General features: G+C 42.4%; 24 protein-coding genes and 1 pseudogene. 3 read left to right on the top strand and 22 right to left on the bottom strand.

Annotated elements, in window-relative coordinates:
- From QVP40_RS11490 to QVP40_RS11480, 3 genes are all read right to left on the bottom strand, one after another.
- The coding region (locus QVP40_RS11490; protein ID WP_442852292.1) for a carbohydrate ABC transporter permease at positions 1–276 on the bottom strand (276 nt) is incomplete at its 3' end.
- A gap of 96 nt (positions 277–372) precedes the next feature.
- Complete coding sequence (locus tag QVP40_RS11485; RefSeq protein ID WP_173752897.1) at positions 373–1,662, bottom strand: ABC transporter substrate-binding protein; 1,290 nt, start codon at positions 1,660–1,662, stop codon at positions 373–375.
- 271 nt (positions 1,663–1,933) lie between these two features.
- Complete coding sequence (locus tag QVP40_RS11480; protein WP_022068546.1) at positions 1,934–2,935, bottom strand: LacI family DNA-binding transcriptional regulator; 1,002 nt, start codon at positions 2,933–2,935, stop codon at positions 1,934–1,936.
- Positions 2,936–3,327: 392 nt separating this feature from the next.
- Here QVP40_RS11480 and QVP40_RS11475 point away from each other — a divergent pair, with 392 nt between their 5' ends.
- The 3 genes from QVP40_RS11475 to QVP40_RS11465 are packed head-to-tail and all read left to right on the top strand — an operon-like array spanning position 3,328 to position 5,112.
- Entirely contained in the window at positions 3,328–3,834 is a 507-nt protein-coding gene (locus QVP40_RS11475) for an RNA polymerase sigma factor (protein WP_243873722.1), read from the top strand.
- 1 nt (position 3,835) lies between these two features.
- Positions 3,836–4,354, top strand: coding sequence for a hypothetical protein (locus tag QVP40_RS11470; protein WP_022068544.1), 519 nt, complete (start codon positions 3,836–3,838; stop codon positions 4,352–4,354).
- Positions 4,351–5,112: a hypothetical protein gene (locus QVP40_RS11465; protein WP_022068543.1), complete on the top strand. Its 762-nt coding sequence runs from the start codon at positions 4,351–4,353 to the stop codon at positions 5,110–5,112. The genes QVP40_RS11470 and QVP40_RS11465 overlap by 4 nt, the downstream gene beginning before the upstream one ends.
- Before the next feature lie 184 nt (positions 5,113–5,296).
- Here QVP40_RS11465 and atpC read toward each other — a convergent pair whose 3' ends face one another.
- The 19 genes and pseudogenes from atpC to QVP40_RS11370 all read right to left on the bottom strand — a co-directional run.
- Positions 5,297–5,704 carry an ATP synthase F1 subunit epsilon gene (atpC, locus tag QVP40_RS11460; RefSeq protein ID WP_022068542.1) on the bottom strand — a complete coding sequence of 136 codons (408 nt, stop codon included), beginning with the start codon at positions 5,702–5,704 and terminating at the stop codon, positions 5,297–5,299.
- Between the two features lie 12 nt (positions 5,705–5,716).
- On the bottom strand, positions 5,717–7,108 hold the full coding sequence (gene atpD, locus QVP40_RS11455; protein WP_022068541.1) for a F0F1 ATP synthase subunit beta: 1,392 nt from the start codon (positions 7,106–7,108) through the stop codon (positions 5,717–5,719).
- A 5-nt stretch (positions 7,109–7,113) separates the two neighbouring features.
- Entirely contained in the window at positions 7,114–8,004 is an 891-nt protein-coding gene (atpG, locus tag QVP40_RS11450) for an ATP synthase F1 subunit gamma (RefSeq protein ID WP_022068540.1), read from the bottom strand.
- Between the two features lie 19 nt (positions 8,005–8,023).
- On the bottom strand, positions 8,024–9,538 hold the full coding sequence (gene atpA, locus QVP40_RS11445; RefSeq protein WP_022068539.1) for a F0F1 ATP synthase subunit alpha: 1,515 nt from the start codon (positions 9,536–9,538) through the stop codon (positions 8,024–8,026).
- Positions 9,539–9,543: 5 nt separating this feature from the next.
- Positions 9,544–10,047 (bottom strand): ATP synthase F1 subunit delta, encoded by a 504-nt coding sequence (atpH, locus tag QVP40_RS11440; RefSeq protein ID WP_022068538.1) that lies wholly within the window; start codon positions 10,045–10,047, stop codon positions 9,544–9,546.
- The gene (gene atpF / locus QVP40_RS11435) at positions 10,028–10,528 is read right to left on the bottom strand and encodes a F0F1 ATP synthase subunit B (RefSeq protein WP_022068537.1); all 501 of its coding nucleotides are present in this window, start codon (positions 10,526–10,528) and stop codon (positions 10,028–10,030) included. The genes atpH and atpF overlap by 20 nt, the downstream gene beginning before the upstream one ends.
- A gap of 36 nt (positions 10,529–10,564) precedes the next feature.
- The gene (gene atpE / locus QVP40_RS11430) at positions 10,565–10,789 is read right to left on the bottom strand and encodes an ATP synthase F0 subunit C (protein WP_022068536.1); all 225 of its coding nucleotides are present in this window, start codon (positions 10,787–10,789) and stop codon (positions 10,565–10,567) included.
- A gap of 66 nt (positions 10,790–10,855) precedes the next feature.
- Positions 10,856–11,524, bottom strand: a complete 669-nt coding sequence (locus QVP40_RS11425; RefSeq protein ID WP_287575581.1) for a F0F1 ATP synthase subunit A — start codon at positions 11,522–11,524, stop codon at positions 10,856–10,858.
- A 180-nt stretch (positions 11,525–11,704) separates the two neighbouring features.
- On the bottom strand, positions 11,705–12,685 hold the full coding sequence (locus QVP40_RS11420; protein ID WP_022068534.1) for a biotin--[acetyl-CoA-carboxylase] ligase: 981 nt from the start codon (positions 12,683–12,685) through the stop codon (positions 11,705–11,707).
- Complete coding sequence (locus tag QVP40_RS11415) at positions 12,630–13,676, bottom strand: helix-turn-helix transcriptional regulator (RefSeq protein WP_022068533.1); 1,047 nt, start codon at positions 13,674–13,676, stop codon at positions 12,630–12,632. The genes QVP40_RS11420 and QVP40_RS11415 overlap by 56 nt, the downstream gene beginning before the upstream one ends.
- A gap of 10 nt (positions 13,677–13,686) precedes the next feature.
- Positions 13,687–13,953: a hypothetical protein gene (locus QVP40_RS11410; RefSeq protein ID WP_022068532.1), complete on the bottom strand. Its 267-nt coding sequence runs from the start codon at positions 13,951–13,953 to the stop codon at positions 13,687–13,689.
- Between the two features lie 173 nt (positions 13,954–14,126).
- The gene (locus tag QVP40_RS11405) at positions 14,127–14,582 is read right to left on the bottom strand and encodes a metallophosphoesterase family protein (protein WP_022068531.1); all 456 of its coding nucleotides are present in this window, start codon (positions 14,580–14,582) and stop codon (positions 14,127–14,129) included.
- A 270-nt stretch (positions 14,583–14,852) separates the two neighbouring features.
- Positions 14,853–15,551 (bottom strand): GDSL-type esterase/lipase family protein, encoded by a 699-nt coding sequence (locus QVP40_RS11400; RefSeq protein ID WP_288200526.1) that lies wholly within the window; start codon positions 15,549–15,551, stop codon positions 14,853–14,855.
- A gap of 125 nt (positions 15,552–15,676) precedes the next feature.
- Positions 15,677–15,952, bottom strand: a complete 276-nt coding sequence (locus QVP40_RS11395) for a DUF1294 domain-containing protein (RefSeq protein ID WP_022068529.1) — start codon at positions 15,950–15,952, stop codon at positions 15,677–15,679.
- Positions 15,953–15,959: 7 nt separating this feature from the next.
- On the bottom strand, positions 15,960–16,811 hold the full coding sequence (locus QVP40_RS11390) for an alpha/beta fold hydrolase (protein WP_287575571.1): 852 nt from the start codon (positions 16,809–16,811) through the stop codon (positions 15,960–15,962).
- Positions 16,812–17,626: 815 nt separating this feature from the next.
- Positions 17,627–18,187, bottom strand: coding sequence for a M48 family metallopeptidase (locus tag QVP40_RS11385; protein WP_390573372.1), 561 nt, complete (start codon positions 18,185–18,187; stop codon positions 17,627–17,629).
- Entirely contained in the window at positions 18,180–18,608 is a 429-nt protein-coding gene (locus QVP40_RS11380) for an N-acetyltransferase (RefSeq protein WP_022068526.1), read from the bottom strand. The genes QVP40_RS11385 and QVP40_RS11380 overlap by 8 nt, the downstream gene beginning before the upstream one ends.
- 614 nt (positions 18,609–19,222) lie before the next feature.
- Entirely contained in the window at positions 19,223–19,930 is a 708-nt protein-coding gene (locus QVP40_RS11375; RefSeq protein ID WP_288200525.1) for a PDDEXK nuclease domain-containing protein, read from the bottom strand.
- A gap of 139 nt (positions 19,931–20,069) precedes the next feature.
- Positions 20,070–20,261: pseudogene (locus tag QVP40_RS11370) on the bottom strand (NUDIX hydrolase); the annotation flags it as partial.

The following is a 20,261-nucleotide window of genomic DNA, read 5'->3' as shown; positions in this document are numbered from 1 at the left end:
ACACTGGATCGGTACAACAAGAACTGTAAAATAAACCGTATTCTTTAATGCGATCCAGAAGTTCTTATCACTGAACAGCTTCTGATAATTTTCAAGTCCGATAAATTTGATTGCGTCCGGTCTCATGATCTGATATTTGAATCCTGAGAAATATACAGTATAAATCATCGGAACAACCAGAAATGCGATCAGAAGAATCACTGCAGGAGCTACAAACATATATGCAGTAATTCTCTCATCTCGTTTCCGGCCTGTAAGTTTTTTTGTCTTTGCCATAATCTTTCCCTCCTTTTCCTGCCAGTAAAAGAAACTGAGAGGTCAGAAACAGCCGCACCGCCAGGCGATGCGGCTATCCCGTAAATTTCTCAGTCTTTATTCTGCATAATAGGTTTCATAATCGTCTGTAAATGTTTCTGCTGCTGTGTCAAGCTCGGACTGGATATAATCCTCATCCACTTCCTCATTACTGGATGCATCAGAGAAAATATTTGTCATTGCTTCTGCATATGCAGATGAGAAAGTTGCATAGGAAGGAGTTCTCGGACGCGGAACTGCTGTGTTTTCAAGCTGCTCTTTAAATACTGCGCGAACGCCTTCTTTGTATTCTGCCATTTCCTCTGTGTCATAAGCAGAAATACGGGTTGCAGGTTTTGCAATAGCCGCCGCATAAGAAGCAACATTGTCTGTATTCATCAGCCACTGAAGGAATTTACCTGCTGCTTCCGGATTTTCACAATCCTTGCTTACTGCTGCCGCCCAGTCGCCGCAGGGAGAAACAGCTTCCTTTGTATCATCATTGACCGGATAGTAAGTTACGCCCCAGTCAAACTCTGCACTTTCCTCCAGAACAGCTGTATCCCAGGAACCGCCAATCATGGTTGCGCAGGCTCCGTTTAAAAATTCATCCTTGATCGGCTCAACATTTGCATAGCCTTTTGCGATCAGATCAGCCAGGAAAGAGGTAGTTTTTACAGCTTCTTCACTGTTTACATAACCGTCAGCTTCTGTACCGTCCTCACTGATATAATCTTTTCCTGCAGAAAGATACATTGGCTCCAGTGCATAAGGAAGTCCCTCGCCGTGATCCATAATAATATGAGTGCCTACATAATCCTCTGTGGTACATTTTTCTGCAATTTCTGCAAGTTCAGACCAGGTGATCGGATTATCAATTGTGCGGGAATCAAGATCCTCTACATCCACTCCGCATTCTTTCAGGTAGTCTTTATTGTAATAAAATGCCACGGATGACTCTGTTGCGCCAATAGCATACAGATGACCATCGTATGTGTTCTGTGTGATTGCTGAATCCACAAAGTCCTTCTGATCTTCTTCTGTAAAGTAATCGTCAAGAGGAACAGTCAGACCATTGGCTGCATAATAGGATACCTGAGGGCCATCCACATAAAAAATATCCGGGAGATCATTGGATGTCTGAGCAGTGGCAATTTTGTTATCATAGGCATATGAGTCAGAACGGTCAATCGCTTCACGTTTCACCTGGATATCCGGGTTTTCTTTATTCCATTCTGCAAGCTTTTCTTCCCACCATGCTTCGATCGCTTCTGTATCTGTGGGGCTCCAGATGGTAAGCTCTGTCACATCATCTGCCATTACCGGTACTGTCGTTGCTCCTGCTGAAAGAGCAAGCGCTGCTGCCATTGCCATACTGATTGCTTTTTTCATGTTCTCTTCCTCCTTAATCTGAGTTCTTTCCGCGCGCCTGGAAAGCAGGGAACCTGTTCCATATATCACAGTCTGCGCTCTCTTATAAATTTATTTGCGCTCTCTGTGGAACCCGTTCCATATTGTGCCTTAATAAAAAAACCTACTGACTTATTTGTCAATAGGTTTTATCTAAAAATCATATTCAAAATAACATTTCCGTCTGTTTTTACAGTTTTAGTGTTATTTTTTTGTATGTATTGCACAATCAGAAGTTTCCGTCCAGAACAACAGGATTTGTAGTATTCCCCTGATGGACCTCTACAGACATAATCTGTTTGTGTGGAACCCGTTCACTTCCATCAATAAGTTTTATTACTGTAGAAGCGCAGGTGTCCGCCAGAAAACGGATATTCTGATCAATACTTGTAACCTGTGGGTAACAGAGCCTGGTAATATCCATTCCATCATAAGCCACTACCTTCAGATCCTCCGGCACTCTTTTTCCGGCCTCCATTGCAAGATGCATATAACAGAGCGCCGGCTGGTCTGCAGCAAACACCCCGTCTATTCCGTCGCACTTGCGTATGGCTTCCCTTGCGGCATCCCAGTATGCCTGATGATCAAACTTGTTCCATTCCATCATCAGATCTACGATTTCCACTCCGTGTTCGGCAAGAATCGACTCAAAAATGGCATGTCTGTCATTGGCAGCAACATTAGGAGCCACTCCGGTAATATGAAGGACTTTCCTGCACTTGTTTTTAATGATAATCTCTGCGGCAGCCCGGCCTCCGTAAATGTGGTCGGAACCTACCATGGGAATCTCCGGTCCGAAATCCTGATCCAGAGACACGATCGTCCTCTTTCTTTTTAAGTATTCTTCCACATGAAGGGTATGGGAACCGGTTATGATCCCGTCTACCATATTCCGGTCCAGCATATTCAGATAATCCAGTTCCCTGTTGCTGCTTCCTATGGTATTGCAGATCATCACTTTATATCCTGCTTTATAAAGAGCAATCTCTGTCTCCCTTGCAAAAGCGGAAAAAAAAGGATGATCCAGATCCGGAACCAGAACGCCTATGATACCTGTCCTGTTTTTAAAAAGATTTCTTGCCAGCTCATTTGGGGTATATTCCAGCTCACGGATCGCTGACTCAATTTTTTTTCTTGTATCTTCTGCAACATATCCGCTGCCATTGATCACTCTTGACACAGTGCCGACTCCTACGCCTGCTTTCTGCGCTACATCTCTGATACTTGCCATAATTTCCTTCCTGATAAACCCTGCAGTTCTTCATCTTTCCACTGATTTATTACTTCTGACTTCGCTTACAGCAACGACTTTAATTTCTGTGTATACACTGTTCTGCTGAAGTACTGCCTGAATATGATAATCTGTTCTGTTATAGTCAAATATTATAACATATTCTTTTCGCTTTACAATCTGTCCAGTGTATGAAAATAAACGGATTTTTCGTCAATCTGTGCGCCCTGTATCACATATTAATAAAAAAATTTCTGGTTTTCTGAAGTTTTTATTCTTTTTGTTCCGTTATAATATAATGAACGGGAGAAAAAATGCCGGGAAGCTTCATTGCCGCTCATTATCCAGGCAGCATCAGGAAGGGGGATGATCGTATTTCGCAGGAAGAATATTTGAAATATCTGCTGGAGCAGTATCAGAATCTGATCTACTCCATCTGTCTGAAATCCGTAGGAAACCCTTTTGATGCAGAAGATCTGACCCAGGAAGTGTTTCTGTCTGCTTACAAAAACCTTTCCCGTTTCGACGGCACCTATGAAAAAGCATGGCTGAGCAAAATCGCTGTACGCAAGTGTCTGGATTTTCTGAAGGCAGCCGGGCGGCGCAGTATTCCCACAGAAGATACTTATTTTTCTCAGATACCGGACACATCCTCTACTCCGGAGGCCCTGTATCTGAAAACAGATTCTGACCGGCAGGTATATACCCTGTGCCAGCAGCTCAAAAGCCCCTATAAAGAAGTTGCTGTTTCGCATTTCTGTAAACAGCTTACTGTTACAGAAATCGCCCGGCAGACTCAGAAAAATCCAAAAACCATCCAGACACAGCTTTACAGGGCAAGGGCAATGCTGAAAAAACTCCTGGTTCCGCCGGGAAATGTCAATGAAAGGAGAGTCTGATATGCATATTCAGGAAACATCTCTGAAAAAATTTACAGACAGTGATGCTGTGACTACAGAAGAAATGATTGACTTTCTGGAGCATCTTGATCAGTGTGACTTCTGTCTGGAACAGATGATCGAAGAAGAAATCCAAAATACCTGTCAGCCGGCTCCGGACTATCTGGCAGAACAGATTCTGAACCGCGCAGCCGCACCGGACGTTCAGGCAGCAAAGGCGGTTCGCACAACGTCCCGGAAAATGCAGCTTTTTTATTATGGACTTCGCACTGCAACAGGTGTGATCGCCGCACTTTTTCTTCTTTTTGTGATTCAGCAGGCAGATTTCAGTACTTTTTCCAGGGTTTCTATGCCGGAATTCGATAAATCTGCCGTATATACAGAAGACAGCGCTCACCCGGAAACACTTTCACGGTTTTCACAGAATATTTCCACAGGGCTTTCACACAGCTCCGATAAACTAAGTGATTATATGCGAAATTTTTCAAATAAAATCTTAAATGGAGGCGATTTAAAATGACAAAACAAAAAAAGGGACTTTTGCTGTTTATCTGCTCACTGATCCCGGGCGCAGGAGAAATGTACATGGGCTTCTTTAAACAGGGAATCAGTATTATGCTTATGTTCTGGGGCACTGTTGCACTGGCAACACTGTCTGCACTGAGCTTTATCATAATGCTTCTTCCGATTATGTGGTGCTACAGCTTTTTCCATGTGCACAATCTGAAATCCATGTCTGAAGACGATTTTTATGCTGTGGAAGACAGCTATCTTCTCCACATTGACCAGTTTATCGGAAATGCCGATCATTTTGTTAAAAAGTACCGCAAACTGATTGCTGCTTTCCTGATCATCTTCGGTATATCTATTTTATGGGACAATCTGACAGGGCTGATCTGGTGGCTGCTTCCGGATGGTGTGGCAAATGTTCTGATGGATCTGTTTTATAACGTTCCGTCTATTATCATTGCTCTTGCTATTATTGCTGCGGGCATCCACATGCTTAACACAAAGAAGCAGGAGCTTGACAGCGAAGAGACTTCAGAAAAACCCCGGAAGGAAGAACACTACTGGGAGCCTTATCGTCCTTATCAGCAGTCCCGGGAGGAAACAACTGAAGCTTCAGCCACTGAAACACAAACGCCGGAATCCTCAGAATCGACAGTTGTTTCTGAGAAATCTTCTACTGATACATCCAGCGCTCAGACAGTTACTGAGTCCGCAGAGTCTGCTCCGGCTTCTGAGGAAGCTTCTGCCGGAACAGAAAAGACAAACTGACCCCTGAATGTCTTCACAATCCAGATCAGCTATAACTGCTGAAAACAAATTCAAAAAATATCAAAAGCAAAGTAAATTTTACCCTGCCAAAAACGGAAGCCGTCCTTTGATAAATCATCAGGACAGCTTCCGTTCTTATTATAAATATTTCTTCTGTTTACAGGTATTTCTTCTATATAATATATTACAGATTTTTCGTTACGCGAAGCCTTGTCATTGCCCGTGCCAGAGCCAGCTGATTCATGTGGTATTCCTGAATGCTCTGCTTCTGACGGAGCTGTTCCTCAGCATGTTCCTTTGCCTCCTGTGCTCTGCGAATATCAATTTCTTCCGGTCTTTCCACAGAAAGGCAAAACAGCTTTGCACGGTTATTGATCATTTCCACAAAACCACTGCTGACTGCTGCAACCACCTTGTTTCCGTCAGCATCTTCATACCGAAGCTCACCGGGAACAATTGCTACAATCACATTTGCATGATGAGCCAGAAAAGCCTTTTCTCCATCCTCTACAGGAACAACCAGAGATCTGGCGCGTCCGGCATAAGCCAGCTTATTGCTGGCATAGATTTCCAGGCCAAATGTACTTTCCATGAACTTCACTCCTTACTGTTCAAGGGTTTTTGCTTTTTCAATAACCTCGTCAATAGTTCCCACATTAAAGAATGCATTTTCAGGATATTCATCCATCTCTCCGTTTACAATGGCCTTAAATCCACGGATGGTTTCTTTCAGCGGAACGTATCTTCCGGGGATTCCGGTAAAGTTTTCCGCTACATGGAAGGGCTGGGATAAAAATCTCTGTATCTTTCTTGCACGATGTACTGTATTTTTGTCTTCATCAGACAGCTCTTCCATACCAAGAATTGCAATAATATCCTGCAGTTCCTTATATTTCTGAAGAATTTCCTGAACACGGCGGGCAACCTCATAATGTTCCTCTCCTACCACGTCTGCTTCCAGAATACGGGAAGAGGATTCCAGAGGATCCACTGCCGGATAAATACCCTGCTCAACAATTTTTCTGGATAATACGGTTGTTGCATCCAGATGGGCAAAGGTTGTTGCCGGAGCCGGGTCTGTCAGGTCATCCGCCGGGACATATACAGCCTGAACAGATGTAACAGAACCTGCTTTTGTAGAAGCAATGCGCTCCTGAAGCTCTCCCATTTCTGTAGACAGTGTAGGCTGATATCCAACTGCGGACGGCATACGTCCCAGAAGCGCAGACACCTCAGAACCAGCCTGTACAAAACGGAAAATATTATCAATAAACAAAAGTACGTCTCTGTGTTCTGTATCACGGAAATACTCTGCCATAGTAAGACCTGTTTCCGCAACACGCATACGGGATCCCGGCGGCTCGTTCATCTGTCCGAACACCAGGGCAGTTTTTTCAAGAACTCCTGATTCTTTCATCTCACTCCACAGGTCATTTCCCTCACGGGAACGCTCGCCTACACCGGTAAAAATAGAATAACCGCCATGCTCAGTTGCAATATTCTGGATCAGCTCCTGGATCAGCACGGTTTTACCTACTCCGGCGCCTCCGAACAGACCAATCTTTCCGCCTTTTGCATAAGGTGCAAGAAGGTCAATTACCTTAATTCCTGTTTCCAGGATCTCAACTGCCGGGCTCTGATCCTCAAAACTTGGCGGATCTCTGTGGATGACCCAATGTTCCTTATCCTCCAGAGATTCACCGCCGTCCACAGTTTCTCCAAGAACATTAAAAAGTCTTCCCAGGGTGCAGTCTCCTACCGGAACCTTGATTCCGCTTCCTGTGGCAATTACTTCTCTGTCTCTCTGAAGTCCCTCACTGGCACTTAACATAATGCAGCGCACTACGCGGTTTCCCAGATGCTGTGAGACTTCCATAATACATTTTTTTCCGTTGTTTTCCACTTCCAGGGCCTCCCGGATATCCGGAAGCTCCCCCTGCTCAAAAACAACATCCACAACAGGTCCCATAACCTGTACAATTTTACCTTTATTCATCCTTGTCACTTCCTTCTCTGGGCTTTTGCGCCGCTGATAACCTCTGTGATTTCCTGTGTAATGGCCGCCTGCCGTGCACGATTAAACTGAATGGAAAGATCCTGCAGCATCTTTTTTGCGCTGTCTGTGGAAGACTGCATTGCAGTCATTCGCGCATTATTTTCACTGGCATAGGCTTCTACCAGACATCCGTAAATAACACCTGTCAGATAATTGGGAATCATTGTATCCAGAACCACATCTGCAGAAGGAAACATTTCAATCTCCTCCTGTGGAGCTCCCGCCGGAATCTGAGCCGGTGAAAAACTTGCTTTTTTCAGCGGAAGAAGCTGCATATCCACAGGTTCCATCACTGCCGCATTTTGCATCTGAGTATAAATAATATGTACCTCATCCAGCTCACGGTCAAGAAAAGCTCTTACAATTTCCTCACTGATCAGTCTTGCTCTATGCATAGTTGGCTTCTGCACAGTATAACGAAAGCTTCCGTCTACATCTGCACTTTTCTTTTCATAATACTGACGGCCTACCATTCCAAGTACATACAGCTTGTGATAACCCGGAGTTTTTTCCATAAACTCATCTGTCAGCTTTGTAATATTGTGGTTATAGGCTCCTGCCATTCCTTTATCTCCGGTTACTACAATAATTCCGGTTTTACGCTCCTGCTGAGGTACAAGATGACGAACACTGAAAAAAGGATGCTGGATATCCGGAATATGACGCAGAATTCTGGCAATAGCAGCCTGCATATTATAAAAATATGGCTCTGTATCCTCCAGTACCTTTTTGGCTTTCTTCATTTTTGAAGAGGAAATCATGTACATGGCATTGGTGATCTTCATGGTATCCTGGACGCTTTTTATTCTGCTCTGTATTTCTCTTGCGTTTGCCATAGGTTCCTCCTGCTCTTAATTATTCTGCAGCTGAACGGCTTCTGAATTCCTCTGCAATCTGAAGGATCTTTTCTCCCAGTTCATCAGAAAGCTGTTTTGACTCATTGATCTCTCTTCCCACTTCCGGATAAACATTGTCAAAGTATTCCAGCAGCTCCTTCTGATACTGCTTGATCTTTTTTGTCTCCACATGCACAAAGGCTTTATGCGTAGCTGCCCACAGGGTGATTACCTGCTCATGGAGTTTCAGCGGGCTGCAAAGAGGCTGTTTCAGAAGTTCCATCAGACAGCTTCCATAAGTAAGCTGCGCCTTTGTGGCCTCATCCAGATCTGAACTGAACTGAGTAAATACTTCCATTTCTCTGTACTGAGCCAGATCAATACGAATACTTCCTGATGCCTTTTTCATAGCTTTGGTCTGAGCGGCACCGCCTACACGGGATACAGAAAGACCTACATTGACTGCCGGGCGCATGCCTGCAAAAAACAGGTCGCTTTCCAGGAAGATCTGCCCGTCTGTAATAGAGATTACATTGGTTGGTATATATGCAGATACATCTCCTGCCTGTGTCTCAATGATCGGAAGCGCTGTAATGGAGCCGCCTCCTGATTTTTCATTCAGACGGCTGGATCTTTCCAGAAGTCTGGAATGAAGATAAAATACATCTCCGGGATAAGCCTCACGGCCCGGAGAACGTTCCAGAAGAAGGGACAGAGCACGATAAGCAACCGCGTGCTTGGAAAGATCATCATAAACGATCAGAACATCTTTCCCCTGATACATAAAGAACTCTGCCAGGGCTGTTCCTGCATAGGGAACAATATACTGAAGAGGCGCACAGTCACTTGCTGTAGAGGAAAATACAGTTGTATATTCCATTGCCCCGTGTTTTTCAAGAGTGGAAACAACCTTTGCAACAGTAGAAGCCTTCTGTCCCACTGCCACATAAATACAGATCACATCTTTTCCTTTCTGGTTCAGGATTGTATCAATAGCCAGAGAGGTTTTTCCTGTCTGTCTGTCGCCAATGATCAGCTCACGCTGTCCGCGTCCGATAGGAAACATGGAATCAATAGAAAGGATTCCTGTTTCAAGAGGAACTGTTACGGATTTACGGTCAATGATTCCCGGCGCAGGATATTCAACAGGACGATACTCTTCCTCTTTGATCTCTCCCTTTCCATCTACCGGAGCGCCAAGAGCATTGACAATCCTTCCGATAAATCCGTTTCCAACAGGAATGCCTGCCTGTCTGCCGGTTCTGGATACCTTTGATCCTTCACGGATTCCGGAATCACTGCCAAACAGAATGCATCCCATACTGTTTGTGCGGATGTCCTGAACCATTCCTTTCAGACCATTTTCAAAAACCACGACTTCACCGTACATGGCATGATCTATACCATATACTGTGGCGATTCCGTCACCTACGGAAATAACAGTACCGACCTCCTGGTTTTTGCTGATCTCGTCATAATTCTCTATTTCTTCTTTCAGAATTGAAATAATCTCATCTGGATTAATTGTACTCAAACTGTTCACCTCCGGGTCAGTTTCTGTTCCAGTCTGCGGCAGCGTCCCCGCAGACTCCAGTCATATTCTTTACCGCCTGCCTGGAGTATAAATCCACCGATCAGGCTTTTGTCCTCAATTATCCGAATCTCTACCTTCTGTACCTGAAATTCTCTGCACAGAAAATTCCGGATCCCTTCCAGCTGTTCATCTCCGGGCGGTGTCACACAGATCAGAACTGCCTGCAGGACACCTGCATCTTTTCTGCAGAGTTCCTGATATTCATTAAATATTTCATCAAAAAGATCTGTTTTATGATATCTGCAGGCAACCTTCACAAAACTTCTCATATCCTGAGGAACAGTTCTGTCTATGATCCGGCTTTTTGCCTCAAACGATACCAGCGGATTTCCCAGGCACTGTGTAAGCTCCGGGTTCTCCTGAAAAAGATTTTCTGTTTCCTGAACAGTTGTTATGGAAACAGGCATCCCATACAGAACTTTTGCATAATTAACAGCTGCCGTTGTCATTGGGATCACCTGCTTTTTCTATAAATTGGTCATACATGGAAAGATCCTGTTCCTCGCCGGCCTGGCTGCCTACAATTCTGGCTGCAGCTTCCATTGCCAGCTTCCCGATCTCGCCCTGCATCTGTCTCATGGCATACTCACGCTCAGCCGCAATATCTGCCTGGGCTTTGGCAAACAACTGATCCGCCTGAACCCTGGCTTCCTCCGCAGTGCGTTCTGCCTGAGTTTTTGCTTCCAGTTTCGCCTGTTCCACAATCTGATATGATTCTTCTTTTGCTGATTTCAGAGCATTCTCATATTGTTTCTGCAGCTGATTTGCTCTGTCCTCTGTCTTTTTTGCCTCCTCAAACTGCTGTTCTATCATTTCTTTTCTCTGATCCATGATCCGGATCACGGGTCCGAACAGAAACTTTTTCATAAGGATGTAAAGAACAAGCAGATTGATGATCGTAAAGACAAGATTCAGATTAATTTGAATCATCGTCTGTACCTGCCTTTCTGTTTTTGTAACAATTTATCAGCCAAGCATAACAACGATCAAAAGACCTACTACGAAACCAAAAATAGCAGTACCTTCGGCAAGGGCGCATCCAAGAAGAAGGTTTTTGCTGATCTTGCTCTCTGCCTCAGGCTGTCTTGCAATTGCCTCAACTGCCTTAGATGTTGCCAGACCAATACCAATACCTGCTCCAATACCTGTTAAAGCTGCAATACCTGCTCCGATAGCGATTAAACTTGTCATGATTTTTTCCTCCTGAGTTTTCATTAGAATTGTTAAATAAATGTGACTGTGCTGCCTGTGCAGCGATTATTCCATTGTTTCTTTCATGAACATGGATGTTAAAAAGACAAAAATATATGCCTGTATAAAACCGTCAAAGAAATCAAAATACAGGCTGAATGGAATTGGCAGAATTGCCGGGCATACAAACTCGACAAGCGCCATTACTACAAACCCTCCGAGAATATTACCAAAAAGTCGGAAACAGAGGGCAGTGGGACGAATGAGGACCTCCATAATATTCATCGGGAGCATAACCGGTATCGGATCCAGAAAGCTCTTAAAAAATCCTTTCAGACCCTTTTTATGGATGCCGCAGTATTCAATGAGAAACATACTCATAACTGCAAGTGCCAGCGTAACATTCAAGTCCTTTGTAGGCGGCTTTACACCAAAGATACCTGACACATTGGAAACTCCCAGATAAATAATTACTGTCATCATGTACGGGATATACCGATCTCCGTCCTCTCCCAGGATTCCCCGGAAAAAGTTTCTCAGAGCGCCGATTCCCGATTCCAGAAGAAGCTGTTTTTTTCCAGGATTTTCAACTTTCAGATTCCTTACCAGAATCAGCGACAATACTACCAGCACTGCCATGATCACCCAGGTAACTACAACTGATTCAAATACCGGTATTCCTTTTCCAATCGGAATGGTAAAAACCGTCTCACAGTTCAGCTCTTCTTTTAACACATCTGTTAAACTGTTCGTTTCACTCCCTCCTTTTCTTTCAGTCTGAGATTTGGTCAGACCGCTTTTTTTCGATTCCTTTATTTTACTCTTCACTCCCTGAAAGTCAATATTTTTCTCTACTATTTTGTACAAAAAAATGGATGATTTTTTATGCAAATCATCCAATTTTATTTTGACTATCTATATTTTCAGCGACACCTCTTCGTAGGACAAAATACTCTCCGAACCGTCTGTTTCCAATACTTTCAACCTTCCATCCCGGCATATTTGAAGGGCTTTTACAATCCGTTGCCCTGAATTGTCCATAATACGGATTCTGCGCCCCACGACCATACTTCTGTCTATATATTCCCCGGGAATACAGAGCTTCTGTGTCTCTTTCAGAAGATGATCGATCACTGCTGCCGCCAGTTGATTTCTGTTTATTCCGGCAGCTTCTTCCCGGCTTTTATAAAGAGCGCCGGCAATCCCGTCCAGTTCTGCCGGATACCCTTCCTCCGGTTCATAAATATTCAGCCCGATTCCTACAACCGCAAACTCAATGTCCCCACTTTCAAAATCCGTAACTGCCTCTGTAAGAATCCCGCATACCTTTTTATTGCGATAATAAAGGTCATTTACCCACTTGATGTCAAGTTCTTTGCCTGTCAGTTCTTTTACTGCTTTATAAACAGCCACTGCCGCCTCTGCTGTCAGAACAAGACTTTCCTGAAGGCTTCCCTCCGGTTCCAGAATCACACTGAGATACAGCCCCGCGTCATACGGTGAATAAAACTCCCGTCCCCTCCTGCCTCTTCCAGCCGTCTGCCTGTAAGCAAGCACTGCGCTTCCATGACCTGCCTTCCCGGTTATCGCCGCCTGTTTGGCAATTCTGTTGGTAGATTCTGTCTCCGGATAAACTTTCAAAAAAACATCCGGCTTTGTCAAAAAAGGCCGGATACCCTCTTCTGCCATTTTATTGCTGTCTACGGACAACATATATCCTTTATTGGGGCCTGCTGCAATTTCATAGCCTTCCTCACGAAGAGTCTTTACTGCTTTCCACACTGCAGCTCTTGTACACTGAAGCTCCTCCGCGATTCTTTCTCCAGATATAACTGTACCCTTATTTTTTTCCAGAAACTCCAGAAGCCTGGATTTTACTGTTATTTTTGTCCTCATTTCTTCCCTCATTATTTCTCAGCGCCTGTTTTAAAAAGGTTGTGTATTCTTTCCTGATCTTTTCAGGACCAATGATCCTTACTCCTTCTCCAAGACCTGCAAGCCAGCCAAAAAACTGCTTGCCCACACAGACATGAGCCTGAAAAAGAAAATGCTCTTCATCTGACTTTCTTATGGTAACCTCTGTACCAAACCGATCCAGAACTGTTCCGATCAGATGATTGTCAAATTCTGCTTTCAGCAGAACGTCTCTGCCGCCTGACATTCCAAACGCATCCATGGAAAATTTACCAAGCTCAAGATCCCGGAAAATCGCAGCTCCGTTTCTTTTTTCCTTTTCCAGCTGCATATCTTTCATTTTATCTGCCTGATAATGCTTGACAACTCCGCTGTTTTCATCCAGGCCAAGAAGATAATAACTGTCATCTCTCCAGAAGAGTTTCCACGGGCTTATCTTGCAGAAAGCTCCGTTTTTCTTCTGTCTGAGCTTTTTTTCAGATGTCCATTCATAATAAGAAAAGCTGATCTGCCTGTCTGCAGCAATGGCATTGCAGATCAGCTCAACATTTGCATATACTTCTCCATTTTCCGTTCTGTTCCCGCATTCTGTCAATGCCTGTTTCTGCATCTTCTTCGCCTGATAAATACTGGTCAGCCCTTCCAGTTTACGGATAAGCTTCTGTGCATATCTGGCCGGAATACAGTGAGAAGACTGAACCATGTCTGTGAGAAATTTTAATTCCGCAAATTCAAAAGTCCTCTCTTCCAGATAATATCCTGACACCTTTCCTCTTCGATTCAGAATATTAAGCCCAAACAGCCTCAAAGCCTCAATATCATCATAAATTGTCTTTCTCTCTGCATTAATGCCATAAGCCTGAAGATTGGCAATGATATCTCTGACCTGCATGGGATGATCCCTGTCAGATTTTTCTTCAAGAACCTTTTTTACATACAGGATCTTCAGCTTCTGATTAAATGATCTGGGCATAAACACACTCCTACCTGTCTGTCAGTCCCGCTACAACTCCAAAATATACTACCACAAATGCAAGAATCAATGCAATCCGGTCCACAGAATGAAAATCCACATGAAGAAACATAGCTCCAAGAATTATAATCTCCAAAGTCAGCACAATTCCCCAGAGCAAAGCCTTTCCTCCGGAAAGCTTTTCCTTTCCCTGTTTCCCGCGTCCTCTGCCGTATGAATCATATTTATCCGGCACAAATGCAGCCATTTCTCTGCCTGTTCTCTGCCCACTCTGCATCTTCAGTTCCTCCCTGTACAAACATATTTTCTGAACACTTCTTTTTGATAAAAAGGATTATATCACAAGCTATGTCCAATAAAACGGGATGAACTTATTTTTTTCGAATCTTTGTTCGTGAATGTCTGTTTCTACTTATAAAATCTGGGTCTGTTTGCAGTTTTCCACACCTTCTACGGTTCAATAACTATTTTTTCCACCTGATATTTCCCCGCATCCACATGCATAACAGCCATGGTGATCTCCTGATCAAATCTGCGTCGTCCGCAGCTTCCCGGATTAATCCACAGACGGTCATCAATTATTTTTTCAAAGTATTTATGGGTATGTCCGAAGACAACAACCTGAGCGCTTCCAAGCTCCCATGCCACATCTTTTTTATTATGTGTCATAAAAAACTCCACACCCTCAATGTTAAAACGGAGAGTCTTTGCCAGTCCCTCTGCCCAGTCTTTGTCATTGTTTCCCCGCACCACATAAACAGATGCCAGAGGACGGAGCTGATCAAGGATCTCCGGCTTATTAATGTCTCCCCCGTGTAAAATACAGTCGCAGGTTTTGAGAATTTCCAGAACCTCAGGACGCAGCAGCCCGTGAGTATCTGATATGATTCCTATTTTTTTCGCCATATTTATCCTCCGTTTCCCTGATAAATTTCCTTTATAAATTTTCCCGGGAAATTCTTTGGTAAGCTTCCTCAGGGAATTTCAACTAAAAGCAGGAAATTTGTACACTTTTTCAGAGTTTCTGTTTTATAGTTAATAGATTGTTATCCGGTTATGAGCAATCTCCGGATCTGTAAAAATGAACCCTACATGAGTAAATACTGATTTTGCTTTTATACTGGGGAATCTGGAATATACACATGCAAAAGAATTTTTCTTGTTGTAACAGCCTCCCTATTCTGGTTTATTATATAAAATTTCTAACAGTCTGTCCGCAAATTTTCTGTGTCCTTCCTGGGAAAAATGAACGCCGTCATATGCCACAGTAATTTCCCAGTCTCCTGTCCCTGTAAAATCCATGTTCAGCTCTTCAGCTACTTTACTGTATATCTTATCCAGCTTTTCCGCCTCCCGGCAGATTCGTTCCTCATCTACCCAGGCTCCCCGCTTTACAGGAGGAGGGGCAATCAGCCGGACTTTCATTTCCCGGTTATTAACTTCCAGTTGCTGAACCAGTATCTGAAGAAATTTTTTCATACGATTCCCTGCATCTTCTGCGGTAAATCCTGTCTCTGTCAAAAAATCGTTTGTCCCCAGCATGATCCATATTCTTATAGGCCCTTTGATTTTACACCAGTCTCTAAGCTGTTCACAGAAAAAGTGAATCTGAGAAGAATTATGAGGGATACAGCGTCCGTTTACTCCATGATTCTTTATGAGCCACCCGGATTTTTCCTGAAGAATGCCTGTCCAGCAGATATTTTCAGGATACCTGCCCCCTGTCAGCGACTGCGGATCATATCCGTAGGTATTAGAGTCCCCATAACATATGATTGTTCCCTTCATTTTTCTCTGTTCCTTTCGCTTCACCTTCATACACAATAGCATAAAAATAATTTCTGCTTCCAGAACTTTTTTTATGGCAAATCTCACAGCTGAGCATCCTACAGCCAATAACTGAAACGACATTTTTATAGTTATGCTTTGCTGTTCTGGCTTCGCATCCATGGTTTTACATCCATTATATTTATAAGGTTCCCTTATTCAAAATTTAATTTTTACCTGTTTACAGATACAATGACCCAAAATCCCACAATAACTTCTGCAACCAAAATCGCCGGCACACCCACAAAGAATTTTGCTTTTCTTGTTTTATGATGAAACACCTTCATTCCCAACAACGCTCCGATGCTGCCGCCCAGAACAGCCAGTCCCAGAAGCGCTTTCTCTGAAATCCTCCACTGATTCCGCACAGCTCTCTTTTTATCGATTCCATAGGCACAAAAAGCTATAATATTTATAAAAATCAGATACAAAGCAAAATATCTGTACATTAATTCTTTATCCTTTCAAAAAACCAAATACATGTCCCCAATATGTTTCCAAAATATCGTCCTGCGCATTAAAAATCTCATGCTTTGTTCCCGCCATCCTGATCAGAGTACAGGAGGTTTTTCCACAATTATTAATCTTTTCCGCAAAAATATCCTGCGCTTTTAATGAAACCAGGCTGTCCGTTTCTGCCTGAAACAAAAGTATTGGCGCAGCAATGTCCTTCCATGCGCTTCTCTGAAGATACCAGTTCATTTTTGCCGCATTATACAGCCACCCATAAGATGGAGAAAACGTCCGGCACTCAATATTATTCCTGCGGATCTCTTTATAACGTTCAAACCGTGGACGTGAAAGACCGGAACTTGTCTCAAACTGTTCCGTTCCGTCATATGGCTTCTGGCCTGCTACATACTTCATTTCTCTCCCTGTTCTGCAGGCTGCCCGGGAAATTCTGATTGCAGCAGGATAAGGGACATTTCCCGTCAGAGGACGGATCATCGGAGAAGACAAAATTACTTTTTTGTACATATAAGGCTCTCTTGCCGCAGCAATTGCCGCTACTGCCCCTCCCATAGAATGAGCGAATAAATACAGCGGCATCCCGGGATGCGCCTTTCTTATCAGCCTTGAAACTCTCAGAAAATCCCGGCTGTATCTGTTCCAGCGGTCCAAATGAACAAGCGACGGATCATCGGTAAGACGATAACTCAGTCCGTGCCCGCAATGCTCAGGAAAATAAACATGATAATGCTCCTGCAAAAAATAATAGATCAGCTCAGGATACTTCTGCGCAGATTCCGAAAATCCATGACTGATGACCACAACACCTCTGGCCTTATCTGCCAGATATCTTAACACATGAACTCTCCCCCTGTTTTCCGGCGCACATGGAATCCATGCCTCACTTACCCTACGTTCCAAATACGGTAAAACCTCATTTTGCATTTTCAAAACATATTCATTTTCATGAATAATTTTTCTATATCTGTCATCCCTCTGCATAGCGGTAATCTCCTCTCTGCTTCTTTCGTATAAGTAAAATTACAAAATTCTGGAAACCTTTCAAAAAACATTCATATACTTTTCCCTTTTTAATATGACATAAATCCTGGAGCACTTATTTTAGGATGGATTGCTGCATACATATGAACATGATCTCTGCATACTCATCTACTTGTCAGCGTTACCAGCTTCACCTAGCATAATTTTTTATTATTTATACCATATCTTTTTCCGTTTCTCCATACATTATATTTCCTCTGTATTTTTACATAAAACCCTATAAATGAACAAATGCAGAATTTTACACATTAGAATCCATAATATGTTGTCATGAAGAAACCTTAAACTCTATATGGAATCTCACAAAAACAAAGTAACGAAAATTTTGTGTACTTTTTCAAATTTATTCATTCATAGTAAAGGCAATAAGGACAGTACACTTCCAACGTGTGTATTATACTTTGATTATCCATTTGGATACCTCCTGAGCTCTGATATAGCCTGCGAAACCAGAAACCAGTATAACATAGAAATTTTTGTACTCTGGGTAATACCACAACTTTTCCGGTTTTCTCCTCTCAGACAGAGGCTTAGCAGACTTTTCATTCATAGCCAAAGAATTTCATAAGTCCCTGTTCACAGTAAATTCCAGCGACCTGAACTCTGTATGATTATAAAAGTTGTCCCATCTTTTTCAACTCATTTCTTCTTTTCTGATAGTCTGGCAGCTCCTGCTCTACAATAGCCCAAAATCTGGCTGAATGATTCATTTCTTTCCTGTGCGCAAGCTCATGAACCACCACATAATCCAAAAGCTCCTGAGGCATCAGAACCAGCTTCCAGTTAAAATTCAAATTCCCCTTCTGACTGCAGCTTCCCCATCTTGTCTTCTGCTCCCGGACTGTAATTCTTCCATAATCTACGCCCATTCTCTCAGCAAAAAACGCTGTCCTCTCCGGAAAAATCTTCAATGCCTTCTGAATCCCGTCTGCCCTCTCCTGTTCCGTGATCACATGCCTTTTACCGCTTAATTCCTGAATCCCGTCTTTCTGCTTTTCTATCCAGTCCAGATGCTCCCTGACAAAACGATCAATTTTATCTTCTGACAGCCTCAACGGCGCCCGCACCACCACTGTTCCGTCCCCCTTCACCTGAAGAGCAAGACTTTTTCTTTTGGAACGGATCAATTCATATTCTTGAGAATTTTCTTTCATTTTTGTATATTTATTCATCATTTTTCCATCTCATAAGCATTTCTATTTCTCCCGTAGCCTCATCTTCTGCCTCAGAACTGATCTCAAAACCATTGCGCAAATAAAATCTGACCGCTGCCTGATTCTTTTTATATACAGACAGACTCAGTTCCTTTTTCACAGATTTTGCATAATCCAGAAGCTCCCCTCCAATACCACAGGAATGAAACTTTTCATCCACAAAAATACCGGCAATATAGTTCTCCCTCATTCCAATAAATCCCCTGATATCGTCATCCTTCTCATACACATATACTTCCGCCTCCGGAAGCATGGAACGCACCTGCTGCCAGTTGCTCCGCCAGTATTCCTCCGAGATAAAATCATGAGCCTGTATATTAGAAAAAAGCCATATATCCATGACTTTATCAAGATCTGTTGACTTCATTTTTCGTATCATACGCCTGCCTCCGGTGGGTGATTTCAACAATGGAAATGCATAGAAAGCGGATAGAAATGAGGTTATCCAAATCCTCTGAATATTCTCATGAGACACTCCCACAGGGATGCCTGTACCAGACTTCTCATACACTTTCACTTCCGTAAAACTTAGTTGAATCTATTCATATTTTATCAATAAATATGCTTACTCTGTGTTCTATTCTGATTATATAATTTCCTTTTTCTTGCAATTGAATCTTACGGTGTGGAGCCGCCAGTCCGGTGTGACAAGCCCCATAATAATCAGTATTGAGCAATCACTATGAATCAATTATAGCAAAGAACAACAAAAAAACAATGAATTACTAACTTTAATTTACACTAAAAAAATTCCAATATCCGGTTTAAAAATACAGTTATTAGAAAAACAACAGACAATCACATAGACTGCCTGTCGTTTAAAATACTTCGTATCAATTTTTATTATTAAAACTCGTCTCACAGGAGATTAATTACAGTGATCTTAATATCATTTTCGCTACTTTTCATTGCTGTATTCGCCATATTTTCTGTCAAGATTTTGACTGGTATAAAAATTGTACTCAAATTGAACTCACGCCAACTTAACAAAAATTATTCTTTGATCAGCGGCATATTGATCAATTCCTGCAATTTTTTCTGCAATACTGCTTTATCCGGCAACTGCAGTTTATATTCTGCTACCATCATCGGAGACAGGTTTCTGCTCATCGCATGCTCCACTACTTCATCATCCTTAGAAGCACAAGGAATCATTCCCACACTTGGATTTTTATTCTCTTTCTTCTGACAATCTAATGCCTCCAGATAGAAATCCATTTTAGAGATATATTCCGGTTTGAATTTACCAATTTTCAATTCAAAAGCAGCCAGACACTTGAGTCCTCTATGGAAAAATAACAAATCAATTCGGAAATCTTCGCCACCGACCTGTACTCGATATTCTTCATCAATGAATGTAAAATCTTTGCCTACTTCCAGAATGAACTCTTTCATATTCTGAATCAGACCTTTTCGTAGATAAGACTCCTTGAAATTCTTTGGCAGATCAAGAAATTCAATAACATAAGAGTCCAAAAACGGATTCTCTTTCAATCCCTTTATTGGCTCCGGCAGGAGTTTTTCTTTGGATAGCATATATCTTTCGTAATAACCACTATTAATCTGTCTATCCAGCTCTTGGGCTGAATATGATTCCTTTATGCAAAGGGTTATATAAAAATGTCTCTTTTCTGCAGTTTTTGCTTTGGACATAATAGCAAGATGGTTACTCCAACTAATTTGTGTTAACAGTGTTGACACAAATTGTTTTGGATGTCCAACCTTTCTTAATATGCAATAAATAGAACAAAATACTTTTTGTTTTCACTATGTTTCTTAATACTCATTATATCCTTGATTATTTAGACTTTTCGGATTTTTCAATTCTACAACCTAAATTTTATAAATATCCTCTGTTTTTTGCCTCTTCAATTAATTTGGGTTGAATTAGCGGATATGTCCAATTTTCTACTAAATCATCCGTAATTAATATTTTCTCTATCTCACTATGTATTTCTTCAAAAGAAAATATATCTGCAAAGAAAAGCATGCCAAATGTTTCATCGTCAATGCTTTCACTTACTCTTGTTTT

The organism is Blautia sp. CAG:257 (assembly GCF_000433815.1).
Classification (GTDB): domain Bacteria; phylum Bacillota; class Clostridia; order Lachnospirales; family Lachnospiraceae; genus Blautia_A; species Blautia_A caecimuris.
Note: the sequence above shows the minus strand (reverse complement) of the source record. Positions and strands in the feature narration are given on the sequence as shown.